The organism is Prevotella sp. RM4, from assembly GCF_000701965.1.
Lineage (GTDB): Bacteria > Bacteroidota > Bacteroidia > Bacteroidales > Bacteroidaceae > Prevotella > Prevotella ruminicola.
The window spans coordinates 352,806-378,994 of the sequence record NZ_JNKG01000007.1; the positions used below are offsets into that span (position 1 = coordinate 352,806).

18 protein-coding genes and 1 tRNA gene are annotated in these 26,189 nt (G+C 48.9%); 12 read left to right on the forward strand and 7 right to left on the reverse strand.

All coding sequences use genetic code 11. The annotated features are described in order from the left end of the window. Positions 1-41: 41 nt before the first annotated feature. The 6 genes from T499_RS0102670 to rsmI all read right to left on the reverse strand — a co-directional run bounded on the left by T499_RS0102670 (position 42) and on the right by rsmI (position 7,989). Positions 42-566, reverse strand: coding sequence for a lipid-binding protein (locus T499_RS0102670; RefSeq protein ID WP_033149639.1), 525 nt, complete (start codon positions 564-566; stop codon positions 42-44). Between the two features lie 6 nt (positions 567-572). Beyond that, positions 573-1,274 (reverse strand): BT_2262 family domain-containing protein, encoded by a 702-nt coding sequence (locus tag T499_RS0102675; RefSeq protein WP_033150136.1) that lies wholly within the window; start codon positions 1,272-1,274, stop codon positions 573-575. Between the two features lie 33 nt (positions 1,275-1,307). Then, positions 1,308-2,825 carry a SusD/RagB family nutrient-binding outer membrane lipoprotein gene (locus tag T499_RS0102680; protein ID WP_033149640.1) on the reverse strand — a complete coding sequence of 506 codons (1,518 nt, stop codon included), beginning with the start codon at positions 2,823-2,825 and terminating at the stop codon, positions 1,308-1,310. A 19-nt stretch (positions 2,826-2,844) separates the two neighbouring features. Continuing rightward, positions 2,845-6,048, reverse strand: coding sequence for a SusC/RagA family TonB-linked outer membrane protein (locus T499_RS0102685; protein WP_033149641.1), 3,204 nt, complete (start codon positions 6,046-6,048; stop codon positions 2,845-2,847). A 373-nt stretch (positions 6,049-6,421) separates the two neighbouring features. Continuing rightward, positions 6,422-7,288, reverse strand: a complete 867-nt coding sequence (locus T499_RS0102690) for a Cbp1 family collagen-binding glycoprotein adhesin (protein ID WP_013064364.1) — start codon at positions 7,286-7,288, stop codon at positions 6,422-6,424. 2 nt (positions 7,289-7,290) lie between these two features. After that, positions 7,291-7,989 (reverse strand): 16S rRNA (cytidine(1402)-2'-O)-methyltransferase, encoded by a 699-nt coding sequence (gene rsmI / locus T499_RS0102695; protein WP_013065482.1) that lies wholly within the window; start codon positions 7,987-7,989, stop codon positions 7,291-7,293. 95 nt (positions 7,990-8,084) lie between these two features. Here rsmI and T499_RS0102700 point away from each other — a divergent pair, with 95 nt between their 5' ends. The 3 genes from T499_RS0102700 to T499_RS0102710 all read left to right on the forward strand — a co-directional run bounded on the left by T499_RS0102700 (position 8,085) and on the right by T499_RS0102710 (position 9,906). Next, positions 8,085-8,687: a thymidine kinase gene (locus T499_RS0102700; protein ID WP_013063875.1), complete on the forward strand. Its 603-nt coding sequence runs from the start codon at positions 8,085-8,087 to the stop codon at positions 8,685-8,687. Further along, positions 8,662-9,762: an AI-2E family transporter gene (locus tag T499_RS0102705; RefSeq protein ID WP_033149642.1), complete on the forward strand. Its 1,101-nt coding sequence runs from the start codon at positions 8,662-8,664 to the stop codon at positions 9,760-9,762. The genes T499_RS0102700 and T499_RS0102705 overlap by 26 nt, the downstream gene beginning before the upstream one ends. Before the next feature lie 71 nt (positions 9,763-9,833). Then, positions 9,834-9,906: transfer RNA gene (locus T499_RS0102710), tRNA-Lys, on the forward strand. Between the two features lie 260 nt (positions 9,907-10,166). Here the strand turns inward: T499_RS0102710 and T499_RS0102715 are convergent. Next, positions 10,167-11,867, reverse strand: a complete 1,701-nt coding sequence (locus T499_RS0102715; protein ID WP_033149643.1) for an ATP-binding protein — start codon at positions 11,865-11,867, stop codon at positions 10,167-10,169. 292 nt (positions 11,868-12,159) lie between these two features. On the opposite strand from T499_RS0102715, the gene T499_RS0102720 reads away from it, so the two are divergent. From T499_RS0102720 to T499_RS0102760, 9 genes are all read left to right on the forward strand, one after another. Beyond that, positions 12,160-15,132 (forward strand): SusC/RagA family TonB-linked outer membrane protein, encoded by a 2,973-nt coding sequence (locus T499_RS0102720; RefSeq protein ID WP_033149644.1) that lies wholly within the window; start codon positions 12,160-12,162, stop codon positions 15,130-15,132. 13 nt (positions 15,133-15,145) lie between these two features. Continuing rightward, the gene (locus tag T499_RS0102725; protein WP_033150137.1) at positions 15,146-16,714 is read left to right on the forward strand and encodes a RagB/SusD family nutrient uptake outer membrane protein; all 1,569 of its coding nucleotides are present in this window, start codon (positions 15,146-15,148) and stop codon (positions 16,712-16,714) included. Positions 16,715-16,721: 7 nt separating this feature from the next. Next, the gene (locus T499_RS0102730) at positions 16,722-18,428 is read left to right on the forward strand and encodes a DUF5114 domain-containing protein (RefSeq protein ID WP_033149645.1); all 1,707 of its coding nucleotides are present in this window, start codon (positions 16,722-16,724) and stop codon (positions 18,426-18,428) included. Positions 18,429-18,442: 14 nt separating this feature from the next. After that, entirely contained in the window at positions 18,443-19,489 is a 1,047-nt protein-coding gene (locus tag T499_RS0102735) for a glycoside hydrolase family 53 protein (protein WP_033149646.1), read from the forward strand. Between the two features lie 77 nt (positions 19,490-19,566). After that, on the forward strand, positions 19,567-20,736 hold the full coding sequence (gene galK, locus T499_RS0102740; RefSeq protein WP_369793345.1) for a galactokinase: 1,170 nt from the start codon (positions 19,567-19,569) through the stop codon (positions 20,734-20,736). A gap of 1 nt (position 20,737) precedes the next feature. Beyond that, positions 20,738-21,766 (forward strand): UDP-glucose 4-epimerase GalE, encoded by a 1,029-nt coding sequence (gene galE, locus T499_RS0102745; protein ID WP_033149647.1) that lies wholly within the window; start codon positions 20,738-20,740, stop codon positions 21,764-21,766. A 7-nt stretch (positions 21,767-21,773) separates the two neighbouring features. Beyond that, positions 21,774-22,685, forward strand: a complete 912-nt coding sequence (locus T499_RS0102750; protein ID WP_033149648.1) for a sugar phosphate nucleotidyltransferase — start codon at positions 21,774-21,776, stop codon at positions 22,683-22,685. Positions 22,686-22,688: 3 nt separating this feature from the next. Then, positions 22,689-25,130 (forward strand): glycoside hydrolase family 2 TIM barrel-domain containing protein, encoded by a 2,442-nt coding sequence (locus tag T499_RS0102755; protein ID WP_033149649.1) that lies wholly within the window; start codon positions 22,689-22,691, stop codon positions 25,128-25,130. A gap of 5 nt (positions 25,131-25,135) precedes the next feature. Further along, on the forward strand, positions 25,136-26,140 hold the full coding sequence (locus tag T499_RS0102760) for a glycoside hydrolase family 43 protein (protein WP_033150139.1): 1,005 nt from the start codon (positions 25,136-25,138) through the stop codon (positions 26,138-26,140). The last annotated feature ends 49 nt before the right edge of the window (positions 26,141-26,189 follow it).

Consider the following 26,189-nt stretch of genomic DNA (forward strand, 5'->3'; position numbering starts at 1 on the left):
GGACAATTATTAAAAAGAGAGATTGATTCTCTGCAAGGGGATTAATCGTTCTCTTCAAGGCCTGAGTAGCGAACACCGCTTACCTTATACTTGGCATAGCCATAGGCTGCGGGATAAGGGTCGTCGTCGAAACTTACGTAGAATACGATAGAATCGGCAGCCGAACCATTGTTCTGCTTACCTGCCTTGGGCAGAATCTTACCATCGGTGATAGTAACGTTGCAATCGTACGACTCGTTAGCTACTGCACCAGCGGTTGAGAATGTAAGCGCGTTAACATCGCTATTTGTTCTAACCTTGAAACCCCAGAAATCACCAAAGTCGGTTACGTAAAGCTTATCGGCTGTGTTGGCTGCGGTGTTAAAGGTAGCCACGTGGATACGACCCAAACCAAAGGGATCTTCCAATCCTTCAACTACATTGCCATTCTCGTCGGCAGCATCAATGGTAACATACCAGTCGCCAGCAAGGGCCTCGGTGGCTGTGCCGCCAATTTTCTCTTTCTCGCACGATGTGGCAAAAGTCATTGTGAGCAGCAGGGCTGCGAAATATAATATTTTCTTCATAACTGTTTACTCTTTAATCCAGGTTTGTACAAAATGCATGCCGGCATAAGCGGCGTCGAGCTTAAATGTTGCAGTTGCGGCATCGAAAGTACCAGTAAGGTCGTCGTGACTGTCGCCCCATCCGTTAAGGTAACTCTCCAAGCAGCTAAGGGTACCGTCGGCTGCAATGGCAAGTGTGCCATACAGCTTGTAGTTGTCGCCATATCCGGCGCGCTGGCTGTACCAGCCACCCAGCAGGTCGTCAACAAATACTGTGCCGTCGCCATTATCAATAATCAGAATCTCGTACTGGTCACCGTAGGCTACTACCGTACCCGAACGATCGCGATAGCTGTCGGCCTGTGTAAGGTAGAAACCCTCAACAGCGCTCTTTGAGTCGAGCACAACAACGGTACGTGTGGCCGATGCGCCGAAACCATCCTCGTTCTTAACGGTATTGTAAGTGAGGGTGTAGATACCGCTCTTGGTTACATCTACGCTACCATTTACGGTTACCTGACTGGTTACATCCTCGCCGTTCATGGTAGATGAGTAGCCAGGATCCTCGAAAGCCACGCCCTTCTCCCATACCAGGTAAGAGTCGCCCTCCAGCTCGATAGTGGGGTAGTAGGTGAATCGGCTCAAACCTTCCGAGTCCTTGTCGCCGCAGCTGGTGAGCACCAGGCCGAATACGGCGAGCATCATTGCGAATAATATATTCTTTTTCATGTTTCTCTTCATTTTAATGTTGAGTTACTTTTTTTACTTTGCCCAGAACAGAGGTGTAGTGTAATCGCTGTCGCTGAACTTAGGCGCATTGGCGTTACTTGAAGTAGAGGCCGATGGATAAGGCCAGCGCTCAAGAATCTTGTTGCTGCCTACCTTGTCGAATACCGAGATAGGTGTGTAGAGTGTGCCAGGCACGTACTTCTCGCTATGCAGCTTGTCCGAAGTAGCATCGTACAGGTCGTTACCGGTGGCGCTACCGAATGCGGGGTACTTCAGGCGGCGCAGCTCGCACCACGACTCGAAGTTGTTGGTACCTGCCAGGGCTACCCACTTGCTGATACCGATGCACTGCTTGTAGTTGGCCTGAGAGTATGGGAACTGTGCGATAACTTTCTCGGCACCGCTAACACCGGCTGATGCGCACGATGCCTCGATAGCGGCATTGTAGTGCTCCTCGGCCTTGGCGGCGTTGTTCTGGCGAGCATAGTACTCGGCAATGAAGAACTCGGTCTCGGCTACCTGAATGTAGTAAACAGGTGAGTTGTAAGCCATAACAGGACGGCACCAGTAAGCAGCCTTGTAGCTACCTGATGTGCTGAAGTTGGTACCTGAGATACCACCTACGTAGTTGCCCGAGTTGTTCTTCTCGAAGAATGCTGGCAGGCGTGGGTCTTCGTAAACCACTACACCCTCGGCATCGGTCTGCAGCATGGTTCCGATGATGGCCATGTTGGCAGTAACGTTAATTTGTGTTGAACCGAATGAGGTAGCAAACTCCTCAGAGTAGTAAGGGTTCATCTGTCCGGTTTCGTTGCCCCAGCAGTCGGTGTAAGCCACGTCCTCGGTGGGGAAGTTGTTCTGAGCAATCAGTGCGCCAATCTGGCTGTCGACACTGCTTACTGCGCCAACCTCGCGGCTCATAATCTTCAGCTTCAGGGCGTTGGCAAACTTAATCCACTTATCGGCACGTGCGCCTGCAAACAGGAAGTTTGTGGCTACAGGGTCGGTGGCATTGGCCTTGCTCAGAGCCTCGTCGAGTTCAGAAAGCAGGCCGGCATAAACTACCTCGCCCTCATCGTACTTTGGCGATGGGTTGCTGATATCGAGTGCCTCGCTGTAAGGTATGCTGCCGTAGCAGTCAACCAGTGCCTGGATGGCAAAGCAGCGCAGGGTGGTGGCAGCCAGATAGGTTCCCCACTCCTCGTTCTTCTCGGCCAGTTCGCGGATGGTCTGCAGGTTCTTCAGTCCTACGCGGTTAATCTGCGAGTAAGCTGAACCCGAACGTACTGGCGACATGGTAAACTGGCTGTAGTCTACGTAGTTGCTGGTACCGAACATGTGAGCGTAGTGCTGTGAGAAATATCCACCAGGAATGCGCAGCAGGTTACCGTATGTGGCAGCAATACCCATTTCGGCTGCAGGCATCAGAATGCTGGTAGTCATGTTACCCTCGGCAGGAGAGTTGGGGTCCTGGTTAATGTCTAAGTAGTTGTTACATGATGTAGCAGCAAGACCCAGGACAATTGTTGATATAATTGCTATTTTCTTCATAAATTATGTCCTCCTTTGTTTAGAATTTGATACCTACGTTGAAACCGAACGTACGGCAGCTGGGGTTCACATAAAGCTCACCGAACTGTCCCTCGAGGTCGTTACCACGGGTGCTGCTCTCAGGATCGATGAAGGTGTTGCTCTTGTGGGTCCAGGTGAACACGTTGTTGCAGAAGAGTGACAGGGTTACGTCGCTCAGGTACAGCTGGTTAACAATGCTCTTTGGCAACTGATAAGCCAGGGTGATGTTACGCAGCTTAACGTACGACTTGTTAACCAGGTAGGCTTCGCCGCCCAGGCCCCAGCCGTAGTCGTTGTAGTATGCCTGATAGTCGCCCACCTCGTAGTCGCCACCACCAAGCATGATAGGTGTGGTGTTCTCGGTGCCATCCTCGTAAACAGAGTTAGGAATGATGAATGGGCGGCGCTGGTTGTAAGTGGTGATCGAACCGTTACCGGTGAACTGCATCAGGTTCTTAGAACGTGAGAACATGTAACCACCCTTACGGATATCGAGCGCACCGCTCAGGCTGAAGCCCTTGTAGTAGAAGGCTGTGGTTACACCGCCAATCCAGTCGGGGTTCATGTTCTTGCCGGTATCCTGCAGCTCGGTGGTAAGTATAGGCTGGCCATCGCTACCAACAATCAGCTTGCCATCCTCGGTGTACTGAGGCATGTAGGTGTAGAACTCACCCATGGGGTTACCCTCCTCGGCGTAGAAGTAAACGGCATCGTTACCAGCCGAGAAGTTATAGATAGTGGTCTTACCACCCTCAACGCTGGCGGGCATTGAGAGTACCTTGTTCTGGTTCTTCGAGAAGTTGAAGCCCAGATCCCAGCGGAAGTCCTTGGTCTGGATAGGAGTGGTGTTAACCAGCAACTCGATACCACGGTTGCGAACGTTACCAAAGTTGGTTACCATGTACGAGTAACCGGTAGCGGGGTCAACGGGCAGCGTAAAGATCTGGTCCTTGGTTTCGCGGTTGTAGAACGAGAAATCGATGTTGATGCGGTTCTTAAGCAGAGCCAGGTTCAAACCAACCTCGTACTCAGTAGTCATCTCAGGCTTCAGGTCAGAGCTACCGATGGTAGATGATGCCTGGAATGAGTTAACGCCGTTCATTGGGAACTTAGCTACATCGGTGCCGTAGTAGGCGCGTGATGTACCCTGGATAAAGCGTACGGCTGTCTGATAAGGATCGGCATCGTTACCGGTCTTACCGTAAGCCAAACGCAGCTTTCCAAACTCCAGAATATCGTTCTTTGGAATCAGTCGTGTGAAAATCCAGCTCAGTGTAGCACCGGGATAGAAGTAGCTGTTAGCATTGATAGGCAGTGTTGACGACCAGTCGTTACGTGCTGTAAGGTTCAGGTACAGCATCTCGTCCCAACCCAGTGTCACATCACCGAACAAACCAACCAGGCGGCGCTTTGACTGGCCTTCGCTCAGTTCGCTCTTGGTAGCACCGTTGCTCAGATCCCAGAAACCAGTCTCGAATGTCAGGTCGTCGGTCTGACCGGTCATTACAGTAGAGTTGCGCTCGTTCATGTTAACACCTACGTTCACATTCACGTCGAGCTTATCGTCGAGATACTTGTCGGCAAAGTTTGCCAGGAAGTCGTGGTTCAACTCGTACTTGCGCTGGTAGCGGCTGAATACCCAACCGGCCTGGTTCATGTTCGAAGGAGCATAACCATAGTCCTCGTTAATCAGTGCGTCGTCGAGTGCAATCTGTGGGTAACCCATCTTCAGATCGTAGTCGGTATAGTCGAAACCGAAGCGGTACGACAGAGTGAGCTGCTTGATAGGCTTGATGTCGGCCTGAATCTTACCATACAGCTGTTTAGCGTCGTTGTGGTTATAGTTGTTCTCGATAGCCCAGTATGGGTTGGTAATACCATAAGGTGTGTACCAAGCCTCAGGTGTATCGAAAGCCGTGCTCAGGTTCTTACGGTCAACCAGTGAGATGTCGCGTGGGAACTCCATGATACCATCAATCATTGAGGTACCCTGGTACGAACCAACGATATCGGTGCTGGTTTTGGCAAAGTTTACGCTGCTCGAGAGCTTGAGCCACTTGGTGGCCTCGTAGCTGCCGCGATAAGCGATAGTGTTACGTGTGTAAGTATCCTTATTGCTTGGGATGATACCATCGTCCTTGCTGAATGAGTAGCTCAGGTAGTAGGTCATCTTGTTATCGTCGCTGACACCGCTCAGGGCTACGCTGTGGCTGGTGCTAAGACCGGTCTCGAAGAAGTCCTTGATGTTGCTCTCAACAGCCTCGTACTTGTGGATGAGCTGCTGGTGGTTCCAGATTGGACCGTAAACCTGCATAGAGCCGTCGAACTCAGGACCCCATGAACCGTTCTCGATATAAGTCTGCTTACCGTTCCAACCCTGTCCGAACTGGTTCTGCATCTTAGGCAGTGTGCTTACCTGGCGCCACTGTACGCTTCCGTCGTAAGTAATCTGGAAGTTACGCTCGCCATTCTTCTTACCGCCCTTGGTGGTGATCACGATCACACCGTTGGCAGCGCGGCTACCATAAAGTGCGGTAGCGGCAGCACCCTTCAGCACGGTCATGCTCTCGATATCGTTAGGGTTAACGTTCGAGATACCACCGAATGCCTCCTGGCTACCCTGTGCCAGCGATGATGTCTGCTGCATGGGCACACCGTCGATAACATACAGTGGCTGGTTGTTACCATTGATTGAGCTGAAACCACGGATAATAACCGAGTTGGCTGTACCGGGGTTAGCCGAACTGGCGCTAATCTGCACACCGGCTACCTTACCGGCCAAGGCCGAGGTAACATCGGTAAGCTTACCTACTGTAAGCTCTTCATCTTTCAGAGTCTGTGCAGAGTATCCCAGCGTTTTCTGCTGGCGGCTGATACCCATGGCGGTTACAACTACCTCCTCGAGTGCAGTTGCATCGGCCTTCAGGAAAACTCGCATACCGTTCTTGGCTGTTACTGTCTTTGGCTGGAAGCCCAGATACGAAATCGTAAGGCTCTTCTTGCCTTCGGGCAGTGTCAGTGAGAACTTACCGTTTACATCTGTCAACATACCAGTATTGGTGCCATCTACCTTAACGGCAGCACCGATGATGGGCTGACCGTCCTCTTGTGAGAGCACCGTACCAGTAATCTTAGTCTGTGCCAGCGCTGTTCCTACAAACAGGAAAAGGCTGACCATTAACAATGTTAGACTTTTTTTCATAAATTCACTCTCTTTGATTAATTATACGTTTGTAATATTAAGTCTGATGAGGTGCAAAATTATGGTATATAAGTCTAAAAAACAAATAAAATTATAAAAAAATCACACTTTCGGGCAATATTTTGCATTTTTATTCTTGGTGGCTTGATTTATGTCAATGTAAAAGTGCAAAAATACTTTTTAATTACACTTTGTAAGCAAAACGCAACATTTGCTTTCGAAATGTGTTTTTAATGGCTTAAATCCTTACTTGGTTTGTGAGTTTTAAGGCAACAAAAAAAGGTGGATGCTGTATAAATATCCACCTTGTATACATTATATATACACGTGCGCGTGAGCGGGCGCTACAGCGCTACAGTGCTACAGTTAGTTTTTACTTAACCTGGATAACCAGATACTTGCTGGTGCTCCAGAAAGCGATTGGATCGTTGATGCGCAGGATGAGCTGCTTGTTGGCATCGGCGGTCAAGCGGTACGAGCTGGCGGGGTGCGAGGTGAGTACCTTGGCATCCTTGCTGTAGAGCTTGATGTCGCGATCCACGCGGATATCAATCTTGGTGAAGTACTCGCGGTTGAAGTTGCCCTGCAGAATCTTGCTCTTGCTGAACAGACCGTCCTTGGTCAGAATCTGCTGCTTCTTCAGCTCGTCCTTAGTACCGTAAACAAACCAGGCAGTGTTAAGCTGCTTGTCCTGCTCCTGCAGTTTCTGAGCCTGAGCATCGTTCTCGCTCTTCATGGCGCGAGCGTCGTCCTGCATGGTGTTAATCTCGTTGTTAAGCTCGTTGATGTGTATATCCTTCAGGTCAAGCTGTGCCTGCATCTCGGCAATCTGCAAGTCCTTCTTCTCCATCTGCTCCTGCAGGCTGGCGATGATCTTCTTCAGCTTGTCGCCCTTGATCGAGCTCTCGCGGGCCTGCTGCTGCAACTTGGCAATCAGATCCTTGTTCTGCTGCATCATCGACTGGATGTACTGGAAGTTCTCGGCTATACGCTGCTTACTGTTGGTACCCTCGCCCTGCTTGGCCAGGGTAACACGATTCTGAGCGTCGGTAATCTCACGGAATCCGTCCTCAATGTCGATTAAGGTAGTCATCATGTCGTTAATCTCGTCATCCTTCTGGGCAATCACCTGGTTCAGCGAGTCGCGCTCGGCGCGGGCTGCGTTCTCCGTTTTCTTGGCGCCCTCATTACAACTTGCCAGTGCGGTAAGGCACAGGGCGAAGATAAATAATTTTTTCATAATTACTTTTGTTTATTTGATTGTTCTTTATGATCGTTTCCAGCCAGGATGATTACAATCTCACCCTTGGGCTCGTGCTCCTTGAAATGGGCTATCACCTCTTCCAGCGAGCCACGTACACTCTCCTCGTGTATCTTGGATATCTCGCGGCACACGCTTACCTGGCGATCGCCACCGTAGGCCTCGGCAAACTGCTGCAGCGTTTTTACCACGCGGTAGGGACTCTCGTAGAATATCATGGTGCGCTGCTCGCCCTTCAGCGATTCTATCTTGGTTTGGCGCCCCTTCTTCTGCGGCAGGAATCCCTCGAATGCAAAGCGGTCGCATGGCAATCCGCTGGCCACCAGGGCGGGCACAAAGGCTGTGGCACCTGGCAAACATTGTACTTCGATGCCTGCGCGCACGGCCTCGCGCACCAGGAAGAATCCCGGGTCGCTAATGCCTGGTGTGCCTGCATCGCTTATCAGTGCTACGTTCTCGCCTGCCTGCAATCGGGCTACGACCGAGGCCGACGTTCCGTGTTCGTTAAACTTGTGGTGCGACATCAGCTGGTTGTGAATCTCGTAATGCTTCAGCAGTTTGCTCGATGTGCGAGTGTCTTCTGCCAGCACCAGATCCACTTCTTTCAGGATACGGATGGCTCGGAAAGTCATGTCCTCCATATTCCCAACTGGAGTCGGTACGATGTATAATATACCCATAACAAGGGGCAAATATAAGGCAAATTGACGGAATAGACAAAAAAACACGCAAATCTTTGCAATTTTTAAAAGGTATTTTGTAATTTTGCAACCATATGATAGAAAACTTAACAGGTGAGGCACACCGACCTGGAAGAATTGAAGTGGTGTGCGGCTCGATGTTCTCGGGCAAGACTGAGGAGCTGATCAGGCGAATGCGCAGAGCGCAGTTTGCCCGTCAGAAAGTGGAGATTTTTAAACCGGCTATCGACGTGAGATACTCGGAAGAGGATGTGGTGAGTCATGATCAGAAGCACATCCAGAGTACACCCATCGACTCGCCGGGAAGTATCCTGCTGCTGTCGAGCGATATCGATGTGGTGGGCATCGACGAGGCCCAGTTCTTCGACATGGGTATCGTAGATGTGTGTAACGAGCTGGCCAACCGCGGTGTACGTGTGATTGTGGCCGGATTGGACATGGACTACAAGGGTGTGCCCTTCGGACCCATGCCTGCCCTGTGTGCCATTGCCGACGATGTAACCAAGGTGCATGCCATCTGTGTAAAGTGCGGCAATCTGGCTTACGTGAGTCATCGTAAGGTGCAGAGCGAGCAGCGCGTGCTGCTGGGCGAGACTACCGAGTACGAGCCCCTGTGCCGCGAGTGTTATCAAAAAGCAATAAGAGAGGAAAATGAAAGAAAAGACAATCACGCTTGATCAGCTGGTACGCTGGCTGGGTGCCGGCCTGTTGGTGATAGGCATATTGCTGCTGGTAAACTACCTGAGCAGTGTGCTGCTGCCGTTTTTTGTGGCCTGGCTCCTGGCCTATCTGCTTTATCCTGCTGTAAAATTTGTGCAGTATAAGCTGCATGTGGGCAACAGGGCACTGAGCATTGTGATTACGCTGGTGCTGTTGATTGCCGTGATGGCTGGTGTTATCTACCTGATCATACCGCCTATGATTGAGCAGTTTGAGAAGTTGGGCAGCCTGGCAACCGACTACATACGGAAGGAGGCGCACATCAAGGATATTCCTGGTGCCATACAGCTGTGGATAAACCAGAACAGCCGCGAGATTGAAAAGTTCTTTAAGAGCGCTACGTTTACCGATAGTGTCAAGACGGTGCTGCCCGGACTGTTTAACGTGCTGGGACAGACGGCTACCGTGGTTATCGGTATCGTGGCATCGCTTATTACCTTATTATATATGTTCTTTATTCTGCTGGATTACGAGTACCTCACGGACAACTGGATTCGTATCTTCCCCAAGAAGAGTCGTCCCTTCTGGCAGGGCTTGGGTAAGGATGCCGGACAGGCGCTTAACAACTACGTGCGCGGTCAGGGCACAGTGGCACTCATCATGGGTATCCTGTTCTGCATAGGCTTTACGATTATCGATTTCCCCATGGCCATCGGTCTGGGTATCATGATAGGTATTATGGACCTGGTGCCTTATCTGCACACCTTTGCACTGATACCTACGGTGCTGCTGGCACTGCTCAAGTCGGCCGATACGGGGCAGAACTTCTGGGGTATCCTGGCGTTGGCCCTGCTGGTGTTCATCGTGGTGCAGCTGATATGCGATATGATAGTAACGCCTAAGGTGATGGGTAAGGCCATGGGACTGAACCCTGCCATCCTGCTGCTTTCGCTCTCGGTTTGGGGCGCGCTGCTGGGCTTTATCGGACTGATTATAGCCCTGCCGTTAACCACACTTTTGATTGCGTATTACGAACAATATGTTACAAAAGATACAGAAAATGAGGGTGATAACGAAAAATCTTCCGAATAAATTTGGTTAATTCGGAAAAACTTCGTACCTTTGCACCCGCTTTCGTAAGAAAGCATACGTCATACAAGGTTGATCCGCTAGCTCAGTTGGTAGAGCACAACACTTTTAATGTTGGGGTCTTGGGTTCGAGCCCCAAGCGGATCACTGAAGAAAACCCGCAAGAAGTTGAATATCAACGACTTGCGGATTTTTCACTTCTTCAATTGCACCACATTTGCACCACTAAGGCATATGGACAGGGGCTTTAGCTGTTAAATAGTTCTGCCCTTTATTCGCCCTTTTCTTCGCCCTTTCATTTATCCTGAGAATCAAGAAGTTACATTAAAATAAGCCCTCCAAAAGTTTCATTTCTAACGTTTTCTTCGCCCTTTTCTTCGCCCTTTGTTATGCCCTTTCGTTCTCAGTTACTCATTTGGTGCTTCATCTGGAGTATCACCTAACAAATAATACATATAGTTTCTCAGACCTTGCGTCTTTATCTTTCCCTCATCTCGCAGTTCATCAAGAATCCTTCTTAACTGTTTATTTGAAAGATGGCTGCCTACGATTTTGTCTATATCAGCTCTCTTTGCCTTGCCATACTTCTTCAAGAATGGTTTTATAACAGCCCAAACTTGATCAATGTCCCAGTCTGTAGCCAACGAATATGCTGCCATATCTCCTGCTAACTCGTAATAACGGCGAGGCAAGATATAATAGATGGCGTTAGTCTTTCCGTGCTTCTCCAAGAATCCCATTTGCTCCAGTTTCTGGGCAATCTGCTTATTTTTGGGAACTTTTTTGCCGTCACGGACTTCGCAAAGTGCCATCACGTCAAAGACCGTCAGTCTCTTATCCTCGGGCAACGACTGCTGTATGCTTTGCACGTAAATGGCAAAAGCCTTGTCTTTTACAATGGCAGAGAATGTGACGGATACGTTGAAATCGTCGCTTTCCGTATAGTCTGGCTCTGACTTACCTTCCGATAGCGTGTTCAGGAATATCTTGTCCATACCTTGTCCTGAACGCTCTACGATACCAGTTTTTGCTAATATGTCTGCCAGGAGTCTGTTGCGGGGCATACTTGGAGTAGTCAGCAGATTATCAACCGTTACACCTTTTGGGAACCCTCCTGCATTGATAACCGTCAATTTCGTCGGGTACTGCTTGACAATGATTTCGCTGTTTACCCGATAATTGCGATGGGCAAAAGCATTATTAGCCACTTCTCTGATTACGTCCTCATTAAAGAATGGTATTCCAAAGATATAAGCACCCTCTCTTATGGGTACAGAGCCGTTGCGCAGGTTGATGGCATCCCAGAGCTTGTCAATCAGGATAAAAAATGGCTGACCAAGCTGCATCCGATTATCGAAATGAATCTGAGGTTCTGTGTTGCGATACTCCAACATAACCTTGGCTTGCGGGAACATCTTATTAATAAATGCCTCCTTACCAACGAGCAGAACAGCAGCATTAGTAATCTTTTCCCCAACGATAAGGTGTAAGTCGCTCAAAGCCTGCCTGTCGTCTAATGAGACAAAAGATGGATTCTCCTGCTTCTTGGCATATTTCTCCTTCATCACTTTGATGGCTTCCGGGTCAAGATCCTCAAAGGCTGCATCATCGCAGAACTGCTCAGAGAAGTCCGGTTCCTGCTCTTGTATGATAGAGAGGTAGGTTTTATCGTCCATTGGCAGCAGATCCTCGCCAACTCGCATCAGGGGTACATCCTCAAACTTAAAGACCTTGCCCACTGGTCTTGACGGGACTTCGATAACGACCACACGACCAGTCCTGTTTGCTTCGTCCTCAAACAACTCATACACTTCAGGCCTAATGCCTGCGTCACGGTAGATGTTACTCTCCAAGTCGCCAAGAGAATTCTCGTTTTGCTTTGTGCCAATTACTTGATGAGGAAAGCTGTCGTGCATACCAATAACCATCCTGCCACCACCCTCGTTACAAAGTGCAGTGACATAGCCTAGGATGCACTTCCGTCGGTCTTTAGGTTTCTCTTTGCCAGCACCATTATAAGACACGTTACCGTATTCACCCTTCTTGAACTCAACATGGTCTTCCGACTCACGCATCTGTTGCAACTGTGCTATCGTATATCTCCTCATTACCATTACAATTTTGGATGCAAAGGTACAAAAGTTTAGCGAAAAAATGGCACTTTCGACTATTTTTCGGTTTAAAGTGGTTAATAACTATTTCATAAACCACAATTTTACATCATAATTGAGTTCATAAGATGAAGAGCACTATAGACCTATTTTGTTTGACTATATTTACAATATTTTACTGAGATATTGCGTTTGTCCAAAATGAGCAACCTTTTGTCTGATTTGTTCTTTTTAGGGTAAAAAATAGTCTTTAACTTTGCGGCAGAATTTATTTTTAAACCTAAAATATATGGAGTTCAAATCAAAAAAAGCATTGATGCGCTCATGGTGCCTGATGTTCTTGTTGATGTTCCTTCCAGCAACAGTTCTGGCTCAGAATGCCAAGAAAGTAATGGGAACGGTCGTTGACGAGACAGGTGAGGCTCTGATTGGTGCGACAGTCACCGAATCTGGTAGCGCAAAAGGAGTGATTACGGACTTTGACGGCAACTTCTCGCTGGAAGTAAGCAGCGGGGCAACGGCTATTCAAGTTTCGTATGTGGGTTACAAGACGAAGACCGTCAACATCCCTGCAACGGGAAAGCTGACTATTCGTATGGAGGCTGATGAAACCGTGTTGCAAGAAACTGTTGTCATCGGCTATGGTGTGCAGCGAAAGAGCGACCTGACAGGTTCTGTCTCTAACGTGAGCAGTAAGGACTTCAACCAGGGAGTCATCAATTCACCCGAGCAACTTATTAATGGTAAGGTGAGCGGTGTACAGATTGTCAATGGCGGTGGTTCTCCATCAGCAGGCAGCACCATCCGTATCCGTGGCGGTGCTTCGCTGAATGCCTCCAATGACCCGTTGATAGTCCTTGACGGTGTTCCCATGGAAGTGGGTGGCAGTGTCAGTGGTAGTGGCAACTTCCTTAGCCTGATTAACCCGAACGACATTGAGAGCATGACCATCCTGAAGGATGCTTCTTCTACAGCTATCTATGGTTCGCGCGCGTCAAACGGTGTCATCATCATTACGACTAAGAAAGGAACTGACTCGAAAAGGCCAAAGATCAGTTTCTCTACGACCAACTCTTTGCAGACCCGCACGAAGACGGCAGACATGATCAGTCGTGATGAGATGTATAGTCTGGTGAATACCTATGGCACAGACCGCCAGAAGTCACTTCTGAACGATAATGTGAATACTGATTGGAACGACGAGATTTTCAGAACAGCTTTTGGAACGGACAACAATCTTGGCATTTCTGGCAAACTGTCAAACTACCTTCCTTATCGTCTGTCTTTCGGTTACAGCAACCAGAATGGTATCTTGAAAACAGACAATATGACTCGTTATACAGGTAGCCTCTCGCTGACTCCAACTCTGCTGGACAATCACCTGAAGCTAAACATCAACCTGAAGGGAACATACAGCGACACCCGTTTTGCCAATACGAATGCCATCTGGGGCGGTGCAACTCACAATCCTTGTTCTCCTATTTATTCCGGAACTGATGCCTTCATTGGCTATTATGAGGCAGCAGATGCCAATGGTGTACCTATCACTGGTGCTACTGGCAACCCTGTGGGACTGCTGAACAACTACAGTTCGACAAGTGATGTGTATCGCGTGGTTGGCAGCTTCGATGCAGACTATAGCATGCACTTCCTGCCTGACCTGCATGCCCACCTTACATTAGGTTATGACTACTCAAAGGGCGAAGGCAAGATTTACGTACCCAAAGAGGCATATCAGTACTATAATACAGGTGGACGTAACTATACCTATGGTCCGCAGAAGAACAATAACCGTCTGTTGACCTTCTACCTTAATTATAGTAAGTATATCGAGAGTATCAAGAGTAATATTGAGGTAACGGCAGGTTACGACTACCAGTTCTGGAAGTACACCAATGCTGCTTACCTGGAGTTGAACGACATGACACCCGCAGAACAGCAGGCTGCATCGGCAGCTGATGACCAGCGCCATGTACTGCTTTCTTACTACGGACGTCTGAACTATAGCTATGACGGCAAGTATCTGCTGTCTGCCAGCATCCGCCGGGATGGTTCCTCACGTTTCAGCGAGGACAACCGTTGGGGTGCATTCCCCTCTGTAGCCTTGGGCTGGAGAGTGTCAGAGGAAGGTTTCTTCAAGAGTCTGAAGCCTGCCTTCAGCAACTTGAAGCTTCGTGCCAGCTATGGTATAACAGGCCAGCAGGACGGTATTGCCAACTATAGCTACCTTCCACTATATACGGAAAGCCAGAGCGGTGCATACTATATGTTCGGTGGCACGCCCATCCACACCTATCGCCCCTCTGCCTATAACAGCGACCTGAAGTGGGAGACCACTAAGGCCTGGAACTTCGGATTTGACTTCGGAATTCTCGGTGACAGAGTGACAGGCTCGTTCGACTACTATAACCGCAAGACGGAGGATCTGCTGGCAACCGTTCCTGTAGCAGCAGGTACGAACTTCAACAAGCAGATGCTGAATAATGTAGGTAACATCAAGAGCAATGGCTTTGAGATGTCTATCAGCGCAACTCCTATACAGACTAAAGAATGGGAGTGGAACGTAAGTGCCAATGCCACCTATCAGGAAACAAAGATTACCAACCTTCGACTGAACGACCTGGCAGAGTCACCTAATACACCTGCTGGTGCCATCGAGTCACACTATGTACAGGTGCTGTCAGAGGGCTATGCACCTTACAGCTACTACGTATATAAGCAGATCTACGATGAAAAGGGTATGCCCATCGAGGGCCTTTATGCAGACCTCAATGGTGATGGCGTGGTCGATTCCAATGACCTCTACCACTATCATTCTCCTGCTCCTGACTGGATTTTCGGTTTCTCTACCTCTCTTCGTTGGAAGAAACTGACACTGAGCACTTCACTCCGTGCCAACGTGGGCAACTACCTCTATAATGGAATGGCTATGAATACAGGCGCATGGGAAACCATGTCGTACAACGACTATCAGTTGAACCGCTTGAACAGCAGCTATATGACAACACGTTTCCAGAAGCGTCAGCATGAAAGCGACCACTATGTGGAGAATGCCTCATTCCTGAAGATGGATAACATCCAACTCTCTTATAACTTCGGACAGGTATGCAAGTGGTTCTCGCTGAATGCATCACTGATGGTACAGAATGTCTTTACGATTACCAATTACAAAGGTGTGGATCCAGAGAATCAGGGCGGTATCGACATGACCGTTTATCCGCGTCCGAGAATCTATTCACTCACCGTTGGACTTGATTTCTAAACAAATGACCCATATGAAAAAGATATATATGATATTGTTTGCCGCCTGTGGACTGATGGCATGCACAGGCGACCTGGACCAGCAGCCCCAGACCGACAGCCAGACAACGGCAGATGTGGTCTATGGCTCTGAGCAGGGATATAAGATGGCTTTGGCCAAGCTGTATGCCTCATACGTCATCGTAGGCCAGGAACAGGGAGGCGGCAATGCCGATATTTCGAGCAACAACGGCCATGATTTCCTGCGCGGTTATTTCAACCTTCAGGAGTGCCCCACTGACGAGGTAGCCGGTACATGGCTGTCTGGTGATAAGATTGAGGGGCTTACCTATATGACCTGGGATGCCAATGACCCCTGGATTGCCGATACCTATTATCGTGCCTATTATACCATTGCACTCTGCAATGAATTCTTGAGTCATGCAACGGAAAGTGCTACATCCGGCAATGCCAACCTCACGGCATATCGTGCGGAAGCCCGTTTCCTTCGTGCTTTGGCATACTATTATGTTCTCGACCTGTTCGGACAAGGTCCGTTCGTTGATGAGACGATGGGAGTAGGTGCTTATACCCCCGAACGCTATAGCAACACCCAGTTATTCAACTTTGTTGAAAGCGAACTGAAAGATGTTGCCTCAAACGGTTTGTTAGCTCCTAATGCAGTTGAATACGGTCGTGCCTCTCAGGCAGCAGCCTGGGCACTGCTTGCAAAGCTGTACCTCAATGCAGAGGTTTACAATGCAGGTAATCACTATACGGACTGTATCACCTACTGCAAGCAGATTATGAATGCAGGCTATTCACTGGAGTCAGACTACAGCAAGCTGTTCAATGCCGACAATGACAAGAGAACCAATGAGATTATCTTCCCGTTTGTCGTGGATGCAGTGAACACAGTTACTTGGGGTGCTACTACCTATATTGTCTGTGGCGAGTGCGGAAACTCCAGTTCTCAGGATCCTGCCAAATATGGCCTGACAGGCGGTTGGGGCATGTTCCGTGTCCGTGGTGAGCTGCCTGAGTTGTTCTCTGGCAACGAAGCTGGCGACTGCCGCTATATGTTCTATACAGACGGTCAGGAGCAGTGGCTGACAAAGGCCATTGACGACCAGAGTCAAGGCTACTTCGGAGAGAAGTTCTCCAACCTGACAGATGCCGGAGAGGCTGCTTCCAATACGGGTGCCGTCGGAGCCGATATCGATTATCCCGTTTTCCGTCTGGCAGATGTCTATCTGATGCTTGCGGAGAGTGTGCTCCGCGGTGGTAATGGTTCCAGCCGTGATGAAGCTTTGCAGGTGGTGAACAAGTTACGTGAGCGTGCCTTTGGAAACACTGATGGTAATATCAACGAGGCACAGTTGACTCTTCAGTTCATCCTCGATGAGCGTGCCCGCGAACTCTATTGGGAGAGCTGCCGCCGTACTGACCTGATCCGTTATGGTCAGTTCACGGGTGGTTCCTATAAGTGGCAGTGGAAAGGTGGCGTGGTTGACGGTCGCTCTACGGAGAGCAAGTACAATGTCTATCCAATTCCTACTGCAGAACTTTCCGCTAATCCAAATCTGAAGAACGAAAACTATTGATAAGCGTATGAAACAGATGAAATATATCCTTGTGTCGCTTTTGGCTGCCATAACCCTGACAGCCTGCGACAGAGACGGTGACACCATCACTACCAGCGGTGCACAGCCCGTAGAGCTCAGTGGTTCCGGTGATGTCGTTATCAACAAAGACTACGCCAGCGGACTTGCCCTGACACTGAACTGGACAGACAATAGCCGTCTGACAACCAATAACGAACGTGTGCAGACTCCTATCGGAACGACAGTCAACACGCTCCAGTTCGCTAATACGAACTCATTCGATGCTCCTATTGAGATTCTGACTGAGGCAGGCACGACCTCTATGCAGTTCACAGCCGAGAGTCTGAACTCACTCGTGGGACGTGTAGGTCTGGAGAGCGACATTGCTTCCACCTTATATATACGAATGCGTTCTGTATTGGCCAACAATGTGGAGCCTCAGTACAGTAATGTTTATCAGATTCAGGTAACACCGTATAGCATCGACATGACTCTTGGCTTTGTACTTGATGCAGGTCGCAATGATACGGGTAACACACTGGCATCTCCTAATTCCGATGGAATCTACAGCGGATTCCTTGGTGTAGGCGGCTGGTATAACTGGTGGTTACAGGAAGGCAACGGTGTACTGTGGGGTAATATCGGTGATGACGGTGGTGGCAAACCTTTCGTTATCAGCAGCAATGACCAGCACTGGAACTTCTGGTATCCGGGACAGTCTGGCTGTTACTATACCATTGTCAATACAGTACGTCAGGAGTGGTCGGCCCTCTATATCCCATCACTGACTGTAAGCGGTGATATAACAGGTGAGATGATTTATGACCGTAAAGCCAACAAGTGGACGCTTGCCTATCAGGCCTCTCAGGCAGGTTCCGCCACTATACAGATAGCTGGCACAGGTAAGCAATACAACTCCAGCACTGGTACGGATGATGCAGCAGCCATTGACACTCCGGTTGCATTCGGCATTGAGAATGGTGCGCTGACATTCGGACAGACACCTTCTAATATCACCGTAAATGTACCTTCCGCAGGTGAGGTAACCTTGTCAATCGACCTCTCTAACCCGAAGGAATGGAAGTGTAAGGTGACCGAAGGTAGTGATACTCCGACAGAGATTCCGCAGATTCTCTATATCCTGGGTAACGACGATACATGGAACTTCGACCAGTATCTGACCCTTTACGATGAGGATAACCTCTGCTATGCAGCTGCCGTTAACTTCAACTGCTCTTGGGGTTACTACTTTTCACAGGCCAAGGATGACTGGACACATGTCAATCAGGATCCAAGCACTTCTGAATGGAAGCTGATTATAGGTGGCACTGATGACAACAACATCCAGGCACCTGGCAAGGGCTTGTATGTTACGATAGCCTCTCTGGGGTGGATGTCCTATTGGTACGGCATGGCCGATCCTATCACACAGGTATCTTATACGGGCTTCAACGATGACTGGAGTCTGACCGACATGACCGCCGTAGAAGGTCAACCCGGTGTATATACTGCTCAAGTAACCGCTACGGGTGACACGCCATGGGGCGCACAGATACTGCTTAACGGCTCTTGGGACTACTGGTTCGGTACCTGCAGTGACGGCTCTCTCCGTTGGACGAAGAAGAACGACGGCAACCCTGTCGGCTGGGAGGCAGGAAAGACCTATACCCTCACGGTTGATTTGTGTAAGTGTACCTATTCAATAACGGAATAAAAATATAGAAGATTATGATTCGAAAATATTTGGGGATAATAGTATCTTTGTTGACTCTCTCTTGTGTGCAGGCTTCCTGCACACAGGAAAGTCCCATCACCAACCCACGTCAGACAGATAATACCATAGAGATAGAGCGTGGAACGTTTGCCAAGGGTGCAGATGTCAGCTGGCTCACACAAATGGAGAGCGAAGGTCTGACTTTCAACAACAAAAAAGGCGTGGCCACTGAGTGTATGAAACTCCTGAAGGAAGACTGTGGCGTTAACTCCATCCGTCTTCGTGTCTGGGTGAATCCTGCCGAGGGATGGAACAATATCAGTGATGTGCTGGTAAAGGCACGCCGTGCCAATGCGCTTGGACTGAGACTGATGATAGATTTCCATTTCAGCGATACCTGGGCAGACCCAGGGCATCAGGATATTCCCGCTGCTTGGGCCAACTATTCACTCAGTGAAGCCAAAACTGCTGTTGCAGTCCATGTCAAAGAGATGCTGTCGCTGCTGAAACAGTACAGTATCGAACCTGAGTGGGTACAGATTGGTAATGAGACGCGCTGGGGTATGATGTGGCCGTTGGGCAATCTTGACAATGGCAGCAATTTCGCAGAGCTGGTGAATGCCGGATATGATGCCGTGAAGGCTATCTTCTCTGATGCCAAGGTCATCGTGCATCTGGACAGCGGAGACAACCTCTGGTATTACACCAATATCTTCGACAACCTGAAAGCCAATGGCGGCAAGTTTGACATGATAGGTATGTCACTCTATCCGGGCGAAGATTCCTGGTCCTCAATGGTAGATGCCTGTGTGAGCAACATCAACTCACTTTATCAGAAGTATAATGTTCCTGTGATGGTTTGCGAGATAGGTATGGACTACAATCTGGCCGAGACCTGTAAGCAGTGTATCTCGACACTCATGAGCAAGGGTAAGGCTACTGACCATCTTGCAGGCATCTTCTATTGGGAGCCACAGGCACCCGCAGGCTACAACGGAGGTTACAACAAGGGCTGCTTTGAAAACGGCACGCCTACAGTTGCTTTAGACGCATATAAGTAGTTTTTGGTTAGTTAACAGAGGAAGGTACGGATAATGTGCCGTGCCTTTCATATTATAAAGTTATAAAATTAAAAGCGATGCAACAAAACAAACAGATGGTTGAAGCTGTCCGCAACCAGTTTAAAACAAAATTCGGTGATGTAGAGGGTAATGTCTATGCCGCACCAGGTCGTATCAATCTCATTGGTGAACACACCGACTATAATGGCGGCTATGTGTTTCCAGGGGCAGTGGATAAAGGCATGGTTGCCGAGGTAAAGCCAAACGGCACCAATAAGGTCAGAGCCTTTGCTATCGATTTATATGAAGATGCGGAGTTCGACTTGAACGATCAGGAAGGGCCGAAAGCAAGTTGGGCACGCTATATCTACGGTGTCTGTCGCGAAATGCAGGAGCGAGGTGTGGACGTGAAGGGCTTCGATACGGCTTTCTCGGGTGATGTACCTCTTGGTTCTGGCATGTCTTCATCGGCAGCTCTTGAGAGTTGCTATGCATTTGCCATCAACGATTTGTTTGGTGACAATAAAGTAGAAAAGGTAGAACTGGCCAAGGCTGGACAAGCCACGGAACACAAGTACATCGGTGTGAACTGCGGCATCATGGACCAGTTTGCTTCGGTCTTTGGGCGCAAGGGCTATCTGATTCGCCTGAACTGCCATACAATGGAATATGACTATTTCCCATTCGATCCACAAGGTTATCGACTGGTGTTGTTGAACTCTTGTGTGAAGCATGAATTAGCTTCTTCGGCTTATAACGACCGCCGTCGCAGTTGTGAGACCGTATTCGAACTCATTAAGAAGAATCATTCCGAAGTCGAGGCACTGAGCTATGCTACCTTAGATATGTTGGAGGAGGTGAGAAATCAAGTATCTGACGAAGATTACCATTGCGCTAAGTATGTGATTGAGGAACGTGAACGTGTATTGGCAGTTTCTGAGGCACTGACCAAAGGCGACTATGCAGTGGTAGGTGAGAAGATGTATCAGACCCATGTAGGTTTGAGCCAGGACTATAAGGTTTCGTGTCCAGAGCTTGACTATCTGAACGAGATTGCCCGTGAGTGCGGTGTTACAGGTTCTCGCATGATGGGCGGTGGTTTCGGTGGTTGTACCATCAACCTGGTAAAGGATAACCTCTATGATGCTTTTATCGCTACGGCAAAGGAGAAATATCAGGAAGCCTACGGCAAGGAGCCATTGGTGTATGATGTGGTCATTGGTGACGGTGCAAGAAAACTGTTATAAAATGAGAGAGTGTGTATTAATTTCAGGCGGTGCGGGCTATATCGGCTCGCACACTGCCGTCGAACTGATTGAGGCTGGCTATGATGTGGTGATTGTCGACAACCTGTCGAACTCGGAGATTGCTGCCGTGGAGGGTGTCCGTCAGATAACAGGTGTGGATGTGCCATTTGAACTGGTGAATACCTGTGATATAGAAGCACTGAAGAAGGTCTTTGACAAGTATAAGTTCAACTCGGTCATTCACTTCGCTGCCTACAAGGCTGTGGGCGAGTCGATGGAGAAGCCGCTGATGTACTACCAGAACAACCTGACCTCGTTTATGAACATCTGCCAGTTGATGGTAGTGTACAATCGTCCGAACATCCTGTTCTCATCATCGGCTACCGTCTATGGCGATGCAGAACATCTGCCCGTGACCGAGCAAACTGAGCGACAGCCTGCTACATCACCCTACGGCAATACGAAGCAGATGGCCGAGGACATTCTGCGCGACAGTTGCAGGGCTTATCCTGTACTTCACGGTGTTGCTCTGCGCTATTTCAATCCTGTAGGAGCCCATCCATCAGCATTGATTGGTGAACTGCCCCGTGGCGTACCCAACAATCTGCTGCCCTTTGTCACCCAGACAGCTGCTGGCATCCGTGAATGCCTGTCTGTATTTGGCAATGACTATGATACGCCAGACGGCACTTGTCTGCGCGACTATATCGACGTGGTGGATTTGGCCAAGGCTCATGTGGCTACCATCAACCGTATGACTCAGGGTAAGATGCGCCAGGACTACGAGATATTCAATGTCGGCACAGGCTGTCCTGTCTCCGTCTTGGAACTGGTGACGAAGTTCGAAAAGGTGAACAATCTGAAGTTGAACTACAAGATTGTAGGTCGTCGCCCTGGTGATGTTCCTGCCGTCTGGGCCGATGTTAAGTTGGCTAACGAGGAACTGGGCTGGAAGGCAGAGCGCACACTCGAAGAGACACTTGCAGCCGCATGGAAATGGGAAAAACGAGTACGTAACATTAAAGATTAGACAAAATATGAAACCGACATTATTTCTTTTAGCAGCAGGCATGGGCAGCCGTTATGGCGGCCTCAAGCAGCTCGACGGTCTGGGACCCAACGGTGAGACCATTATGGACTATAGTATCTACGATGCCATCCAGGCAGGATTTGGCAAAATCATATGGGTCATCCGTAAGGATTTCGAGGAGCAGTTCCGCACGCAGATTCTCTCGAAGTACGAGGGTAAGGTGCAGTGTGAACTCTGTTTCCAGGCACTCGACGCACTGCCAGCAGGATTCTCTGTTCCAGAAGGTCGTGTGAAACCCTGGGGAACAAACCACGCTGTACTGATGGGTAAGGAAGTGATTAAGGAGCCGTTTTGTGTTATCAACTGCGACGACTTCTACGGTCGTGATGCCTTTATGCAGATTGGCAAGTTCCTGAGCAACCTGCCTGAGGGAGCCAAGAACCAGTATGCGATGGTGGGCTTCCGCGTGTGCAATACGCTGTCGGAAAACGGCTCTGTGGCCCGTGGTGTTTGTGCCTATAACGACAAGCGACACCTGACGGATGTTGTGGAGCGTACAGAGATTCTTCGCATTGATGGTGTTATTTCTTATAAGGACGAGCAGGGCGAGTGGCAACCACTGGAGGAGAACGTTCCCGTCTCAATGAACATGTGGGGCTTCACACCCGACTACTTCGAGCATAGCGAGGCTTATTTCCGCGAGTTCCTCAGCGACCCCAAAAACATGGAGAACCTGAAAGCCGAGTTCTTTATCCCACTGATGGTCAACAAGCTCATTACCGAGGGTACAGCCACCTGTGAGGTCCTCGACACCACCAGCAAATGGTTCGGAGTTACCTATGCAGCTGATCGCGACGCTACTGTTGCTCGCATCCAGAAACTCGTTGACGACGGGGTATATCCTAACAAACTGTTTTGACATATGAAGAAAGGACTATTAGTCGCTTTTCTTACGGCAACGGTAACGGTTATCGCATCGGCTCAGGTAAGACAAGAGATAACGCTGACCGATGACTGGCAATTCTCTCAGGACAAGAAGACCTGGCAGAATGTGAGTATTCCACACGACTGGGCCATAGCTGGTCCCTTCGACAAGAAATGGGACCTTCAGGAGGTCGCTATTGAACAGAACGGAGAGACTGAGGCTACCGAGAAAAGTGGGCGTTCAGGTGCTTTGCCATGGATCGGAGATGGGCATTATCGCCGTATGCTGACTATACCATCTAGCTACGAGCATGCAGAATTGATTTTCGACGGGGCAATGGCAGAACCTGTTGTGTCCGTCAATGGACAGCAAGCGGGTTACTGGGCTTATGGATATAACGCCTTCCGAGTGGATATAACACCATTCGTCAAGAAAGGTGATAACCTGCTTGAAGTAGACCTTAAAAATGTAGAGGAGAGTAGCCGGTGGTACCCAGGAGCAGGAATCTACCGTCCTGTTACGCTTTTATTGACACAGCAAACACATCTCGACGATTGGAGCATTTATATACGAACTGTTAGCCAGAAAAATGGCAATGCTATCTTGGAGGTAGAAGGCAGGGTGTTAAAACCAGATCATAACGTATTTGCAAATGTGGCTTTAGTCTCTCCTGATGATCATTCTGCTGTTACAAACAGAGAAATTCATATCAATGATGATGGAAGTTTCCACACGACTCTCAATGTGGAAGATGCTAAATTGTGGACACCAGAGACTCCATATCTTTATAACCTGATAACCACTATTACTGACAGGAAAGGTAAGGTTGTCGATGAGAAGTGCATCAAAACGGGCATCCGCACCATACGGGTAACCCGTGAAAAGGGTTTCCAGCTGAATGGACAGACACGCAAACTGAAAGGTGTTTGCCTGCATCATGACTTGGGACCTTTGGGTGCTGCTGTCAATAAGGCCGCACTTATCCGTCAGATAAAGATGATGAAGCAGATGGGCTGTGATGCTATTCGCACAGCGCACAATATGCCGAGTCAGTGGCAGATGGATATTTGTGACTCTTTGGGTATGATGGTGATGGCAGAAAGCTTCGATATGTGGATATATCCAAAGTGCAAGAACGGCTATGCACGCTTTTTCAGAGAATGGAGCGACAAGGACATAACCAACTTGGTGTTAGCCAATCGCAACCATCCGAGTATTGTCATGTGGTCTATAGGCAATGAGATTCCTGAACAATGGAGCGAGGAGGGTCGGCAAATAGCCGTCCGTCTGCAAGGCCTCTGCCATGCGCTGGACCCCTCCCGACCTGTTACCCAGGGTATGGACAGGGCCGATGCAGCTTTGAGCAGTGGCTTCGCCCAGACTATGGAAGTACCTGGATTCAACTACCGTGTTCATAAGTATCAGAATAATATCGAGAAACTTCCGCAAGGATTCCTCTTGGGTTCCGAGACGGCATCTACCGTCAGCAGTCGTGGCGTATATCAGTTCCCTGTTGTCGCTGAAGCCGTTGACACGGAATCGTCAGAACTCCGCAAGCACCATTACAACGGGCAGTGCTCCAGTTATGACGTGCAGTATTGTTCTTGGTCTAATTTGCCCGATGACGATTGGGTATGGCAGGATGACAAGGACTGGGTCATTGGCGAGTTTGTATGGACAGGATATGACTATCTTGGTGAGCCTTCGCCCTACGATGAGTACTGGCCGTCGCGCAGTTCGTACTTTGGTATATGCGATCTGGCCGGACTGCCTAAGGACAGATATTATCTGTATCGTTCAAAGTGGCAGAAGGAAGACCACACCATCCACTTGCTGCCTCACTGGACTTGGGGTAAACAACGCCGTGGACAGGTGACGCCTGTCTATTGCTATACCGATTATCCTACAGCCGAGCTGTTTGTCAATGGCAAGAGTCAGGGTAAAATCAGTAAGAATCCGAAAGAGCGCCTTGACCGTTACCGCTTGCGGTGGAATGATGTCAAGTATGAGCCGGGCCAGCTGAAGGTAGTCGTCTATGATGAGCAGGGAAAGCAAGCAGGCGAACAGGTTGTCAGCACAGCAGGGAAACCATCCAAGTTGAAACTTGACGTGTGGACACAGCATGATGCCGAATGGCTGAAGGCAGATGGAGAAGACCTCGCTTTTATTACAGTCTCACTAACCGATGCAAAGGGAACTGTTATACCCGATGCCAACGACCGTCTGACCTTTGAGGTGTCTGGAGCAGGTCGTTTCGAGGCAGTCTGTAATGGCGATGCCACCAGTCTGGAATCGTTCACGAAACCTACCATGAGGTTGTTCAGCGGTCAGCTTGTGGTCGTTGTGCGTAGTGACAAGAAGGCTGGTAACCTCACACTAAAGGTAAGAGATTCGCAGCGGAAGATATCAGAAACAGTTACATTGAAAACAATACAATGAAATCTATGAAAACAAAACTTGTTATGTTATTCATACTGATAATCGCTGAGCCTTGCTTTGCTCAGGAAAGAAACTTTAGGTTCAACCCTGGAAAGGTCTGGCTTGATGATGAACACAATGTCATTAACGCCCATGGCGGGGGAATGCTCTACCACGGCAGCACCTATTACTGGTATGGAGAATACAAACAGGGCAAGACCGTCTTGCCGGAGTGGGCAACATGGGAGTGTTACCGTACTGAAGTAACAGGTGTAAGTTGCTACTCCTCAAAAGACCTCCTTAATTGGCATTTCGAAGGAATTGTCCTCGGAGCTGAAAAAACTGACTCGCTTCATGACCTGCACACCTCAAAGGTTGTGGAACGTCCTAAAGTTATATATAATTCTAAAACTAAGAAGTTTGTCATGTGGATGCACATCGACAGTGCCGACTATTCCAAGGCCAGTGCAGGGGTGGCAGTATCAGACACTCCTACGGGGCCATTCACCTATTTGGATAGTTTTAGACCTAACGGAGAAATGAGCCGCGACCAGACACTTTTTGTCGATGACGACGGAAAAGCATATCAGATATGTTCGTCAGAAGACAATGCAACAATGTATATTCATTTATTGACTGACGACTATCTGAAGCCTACTAAGACCTTCACACGGAACTTCGAGAAGAAATATCGTGAGGCTCCTGCTGTATTCAAACATCATGGGAAATACTATCTGCTTACATCTGGCTGCTCTGGATGGGATCCCAATGTTGCTGATATAGCTGTTGCAGACTCTATGCTTGGAGAATGGAAATCACTGGGGAATCCATGTATAGGTGAAGAAGCAGACAAAACCTTCTATGGTCAAAGTACTTACGTTCAGCCTGTCATTGGTCGCCCAGACACATATGTTGCCATGTTTGATCGATGGAAGAAGACAGATTTGCCAGATTCACGCTATATATGGCTTCCATTGACTTTTGAAGGCGACAAACCAAAAATCATTTGGCATAAAGACTGGGGTTTCTGATTTTTTTTGTATTTTTGCAGCATGAATGGCGTAAAACTATATTTGAACA

What these genes read in the sequence shown, in the direction of transcription:
- T499_RS0102670 (WP_033149639.1), bottom strand. Translation starts at nt 566, where the DNA reads ATGAAGAAAATATTATATTTCGCAGCCCTGCTGCTCACAATGACTTTT.
- T499_RS0102675 (WP_033150136.1), bottom strand. Translation starts at nt 1,274, where the DNA reads ATGAAAAAGAATATATTATTCGCAATGATGCTCGCCGTATTCGGCCTG.
- T499_RS0102680 (WP_033149640.1), bottom strand. Translation starts at nt 2,825, where the DNA reads ATGAAGAAAATAGCAATTATATCAACAATTGTCCTGGGTCTTGCTGCT.
- T499_RS0102685 (WP_033149641.1), bottom strand. Translation starts at nt 6,048, where the DNA reads ATGAAAAAAAGTCTAACATTGTTAATGGTCAGCCTTTTCCTGTTTGTA.
- T499_RS0102690 (WP_013064364.1), bottom strand. Translation starts at nt 7,288, where the DNA reads ATGAAAAAATTATTTATCTTCGCCCTGTGCCTTACCGCACTGGCAAGT.
- rsmI (WP_013065482.1), bottom strand. Translation starts at nt 7,989, where the DNA reads ATGGGTATATTATACATCGTACCGACTCCAGTTGGGAATATGGAGGAC.
- T499_RS0102700 (WP_013063875.1), top strand. Translation starts at nt 8,085, where the DNA reads ATGATAGAAAACTTAACAGGTGAGGCACACCGACCTGGAAGAATTGAA.
- T499_RS0102705 (WP_033149642.1), top strand. Translation starts at nt 8,662, where the DNA reads ATGAAAGAAAAGACAATCACGCTTGATCAGCTGGTACGCTGGCTGGGT.
- T499_RS0102715 (WP_033149643.1), bottom strand. Translation starts at nt 11,867, where the DNA reads ATGAGGAGATATACGATAGCACAGTTGCAACAGATGCGTGAGTCGGAA.
- T499_RS0102720 (WP_033149644.1), top strand. Translation starts at nt 12,160, where the DNA reads ATGGAGTTCAAATCAAAAAAAGCATTGATGCGCTCATGGTGCCTGATG.
- T499_RS0102725 (WP_033150137.1), top strand. Translation starts at nt 15,146, where the DNA reads ATGAAAAAGATATATATGATATTGTTTGCCGCCTGTGGACTGATGGCA.
- T499_RS0102730 (WP_033149645.1), top strand. Translation starts at nt 16,722, where the DNA reads ATGAAACAGATGAAATATATCCTTGTGTCGCTTTTGGCTGCCATAACC.
- T499_RS0102735 (WP_033149646.1), top strand. Translation starts at nt 18,443, where the DNA reads ATGATTCGAAAATATTTGGGGATAATAGTATCTTTGTTGACTCTCTCT.
- galK (WP_369793345.1), top strand. Translation starts at nt 19,567, where the DNA reads ATGCAACAAAACAAACAGATGGTTGAAGCTGTCCGCAACCAGTTTAAA.
- galE (WP_033149647.1), top strand. Translation starts at nt 20,738, where the DNA reads ATGAGAGAGTGTGTATTAATTTCAGGCGGTGCGGGCTATATCGGCTCG.
- T499_RS0102750 (WP_033149648.1), top strand. Translation starts at nt 21,774, where the DNA reads ATGAAACCGACATTATTTCTTTTAGCAGCAGGCATGGGCAGCCGTTAT.
- T499_RS0102755 (WP_033149649.1), top strand. Translation starts at nt 22,689, where the DNA reads ATGAAGAAAGGACTATTAGTCGCTTTTCTTACGGCAACGGTAACGGTT.
- T499_RS0102760 (WP_033150139.1), top strand. Translation starts at nt 25,136, where the DNA reads ATGAAAACAAAACTTGTTATGTTATTCATACTGATAATCGCTGAGCCT.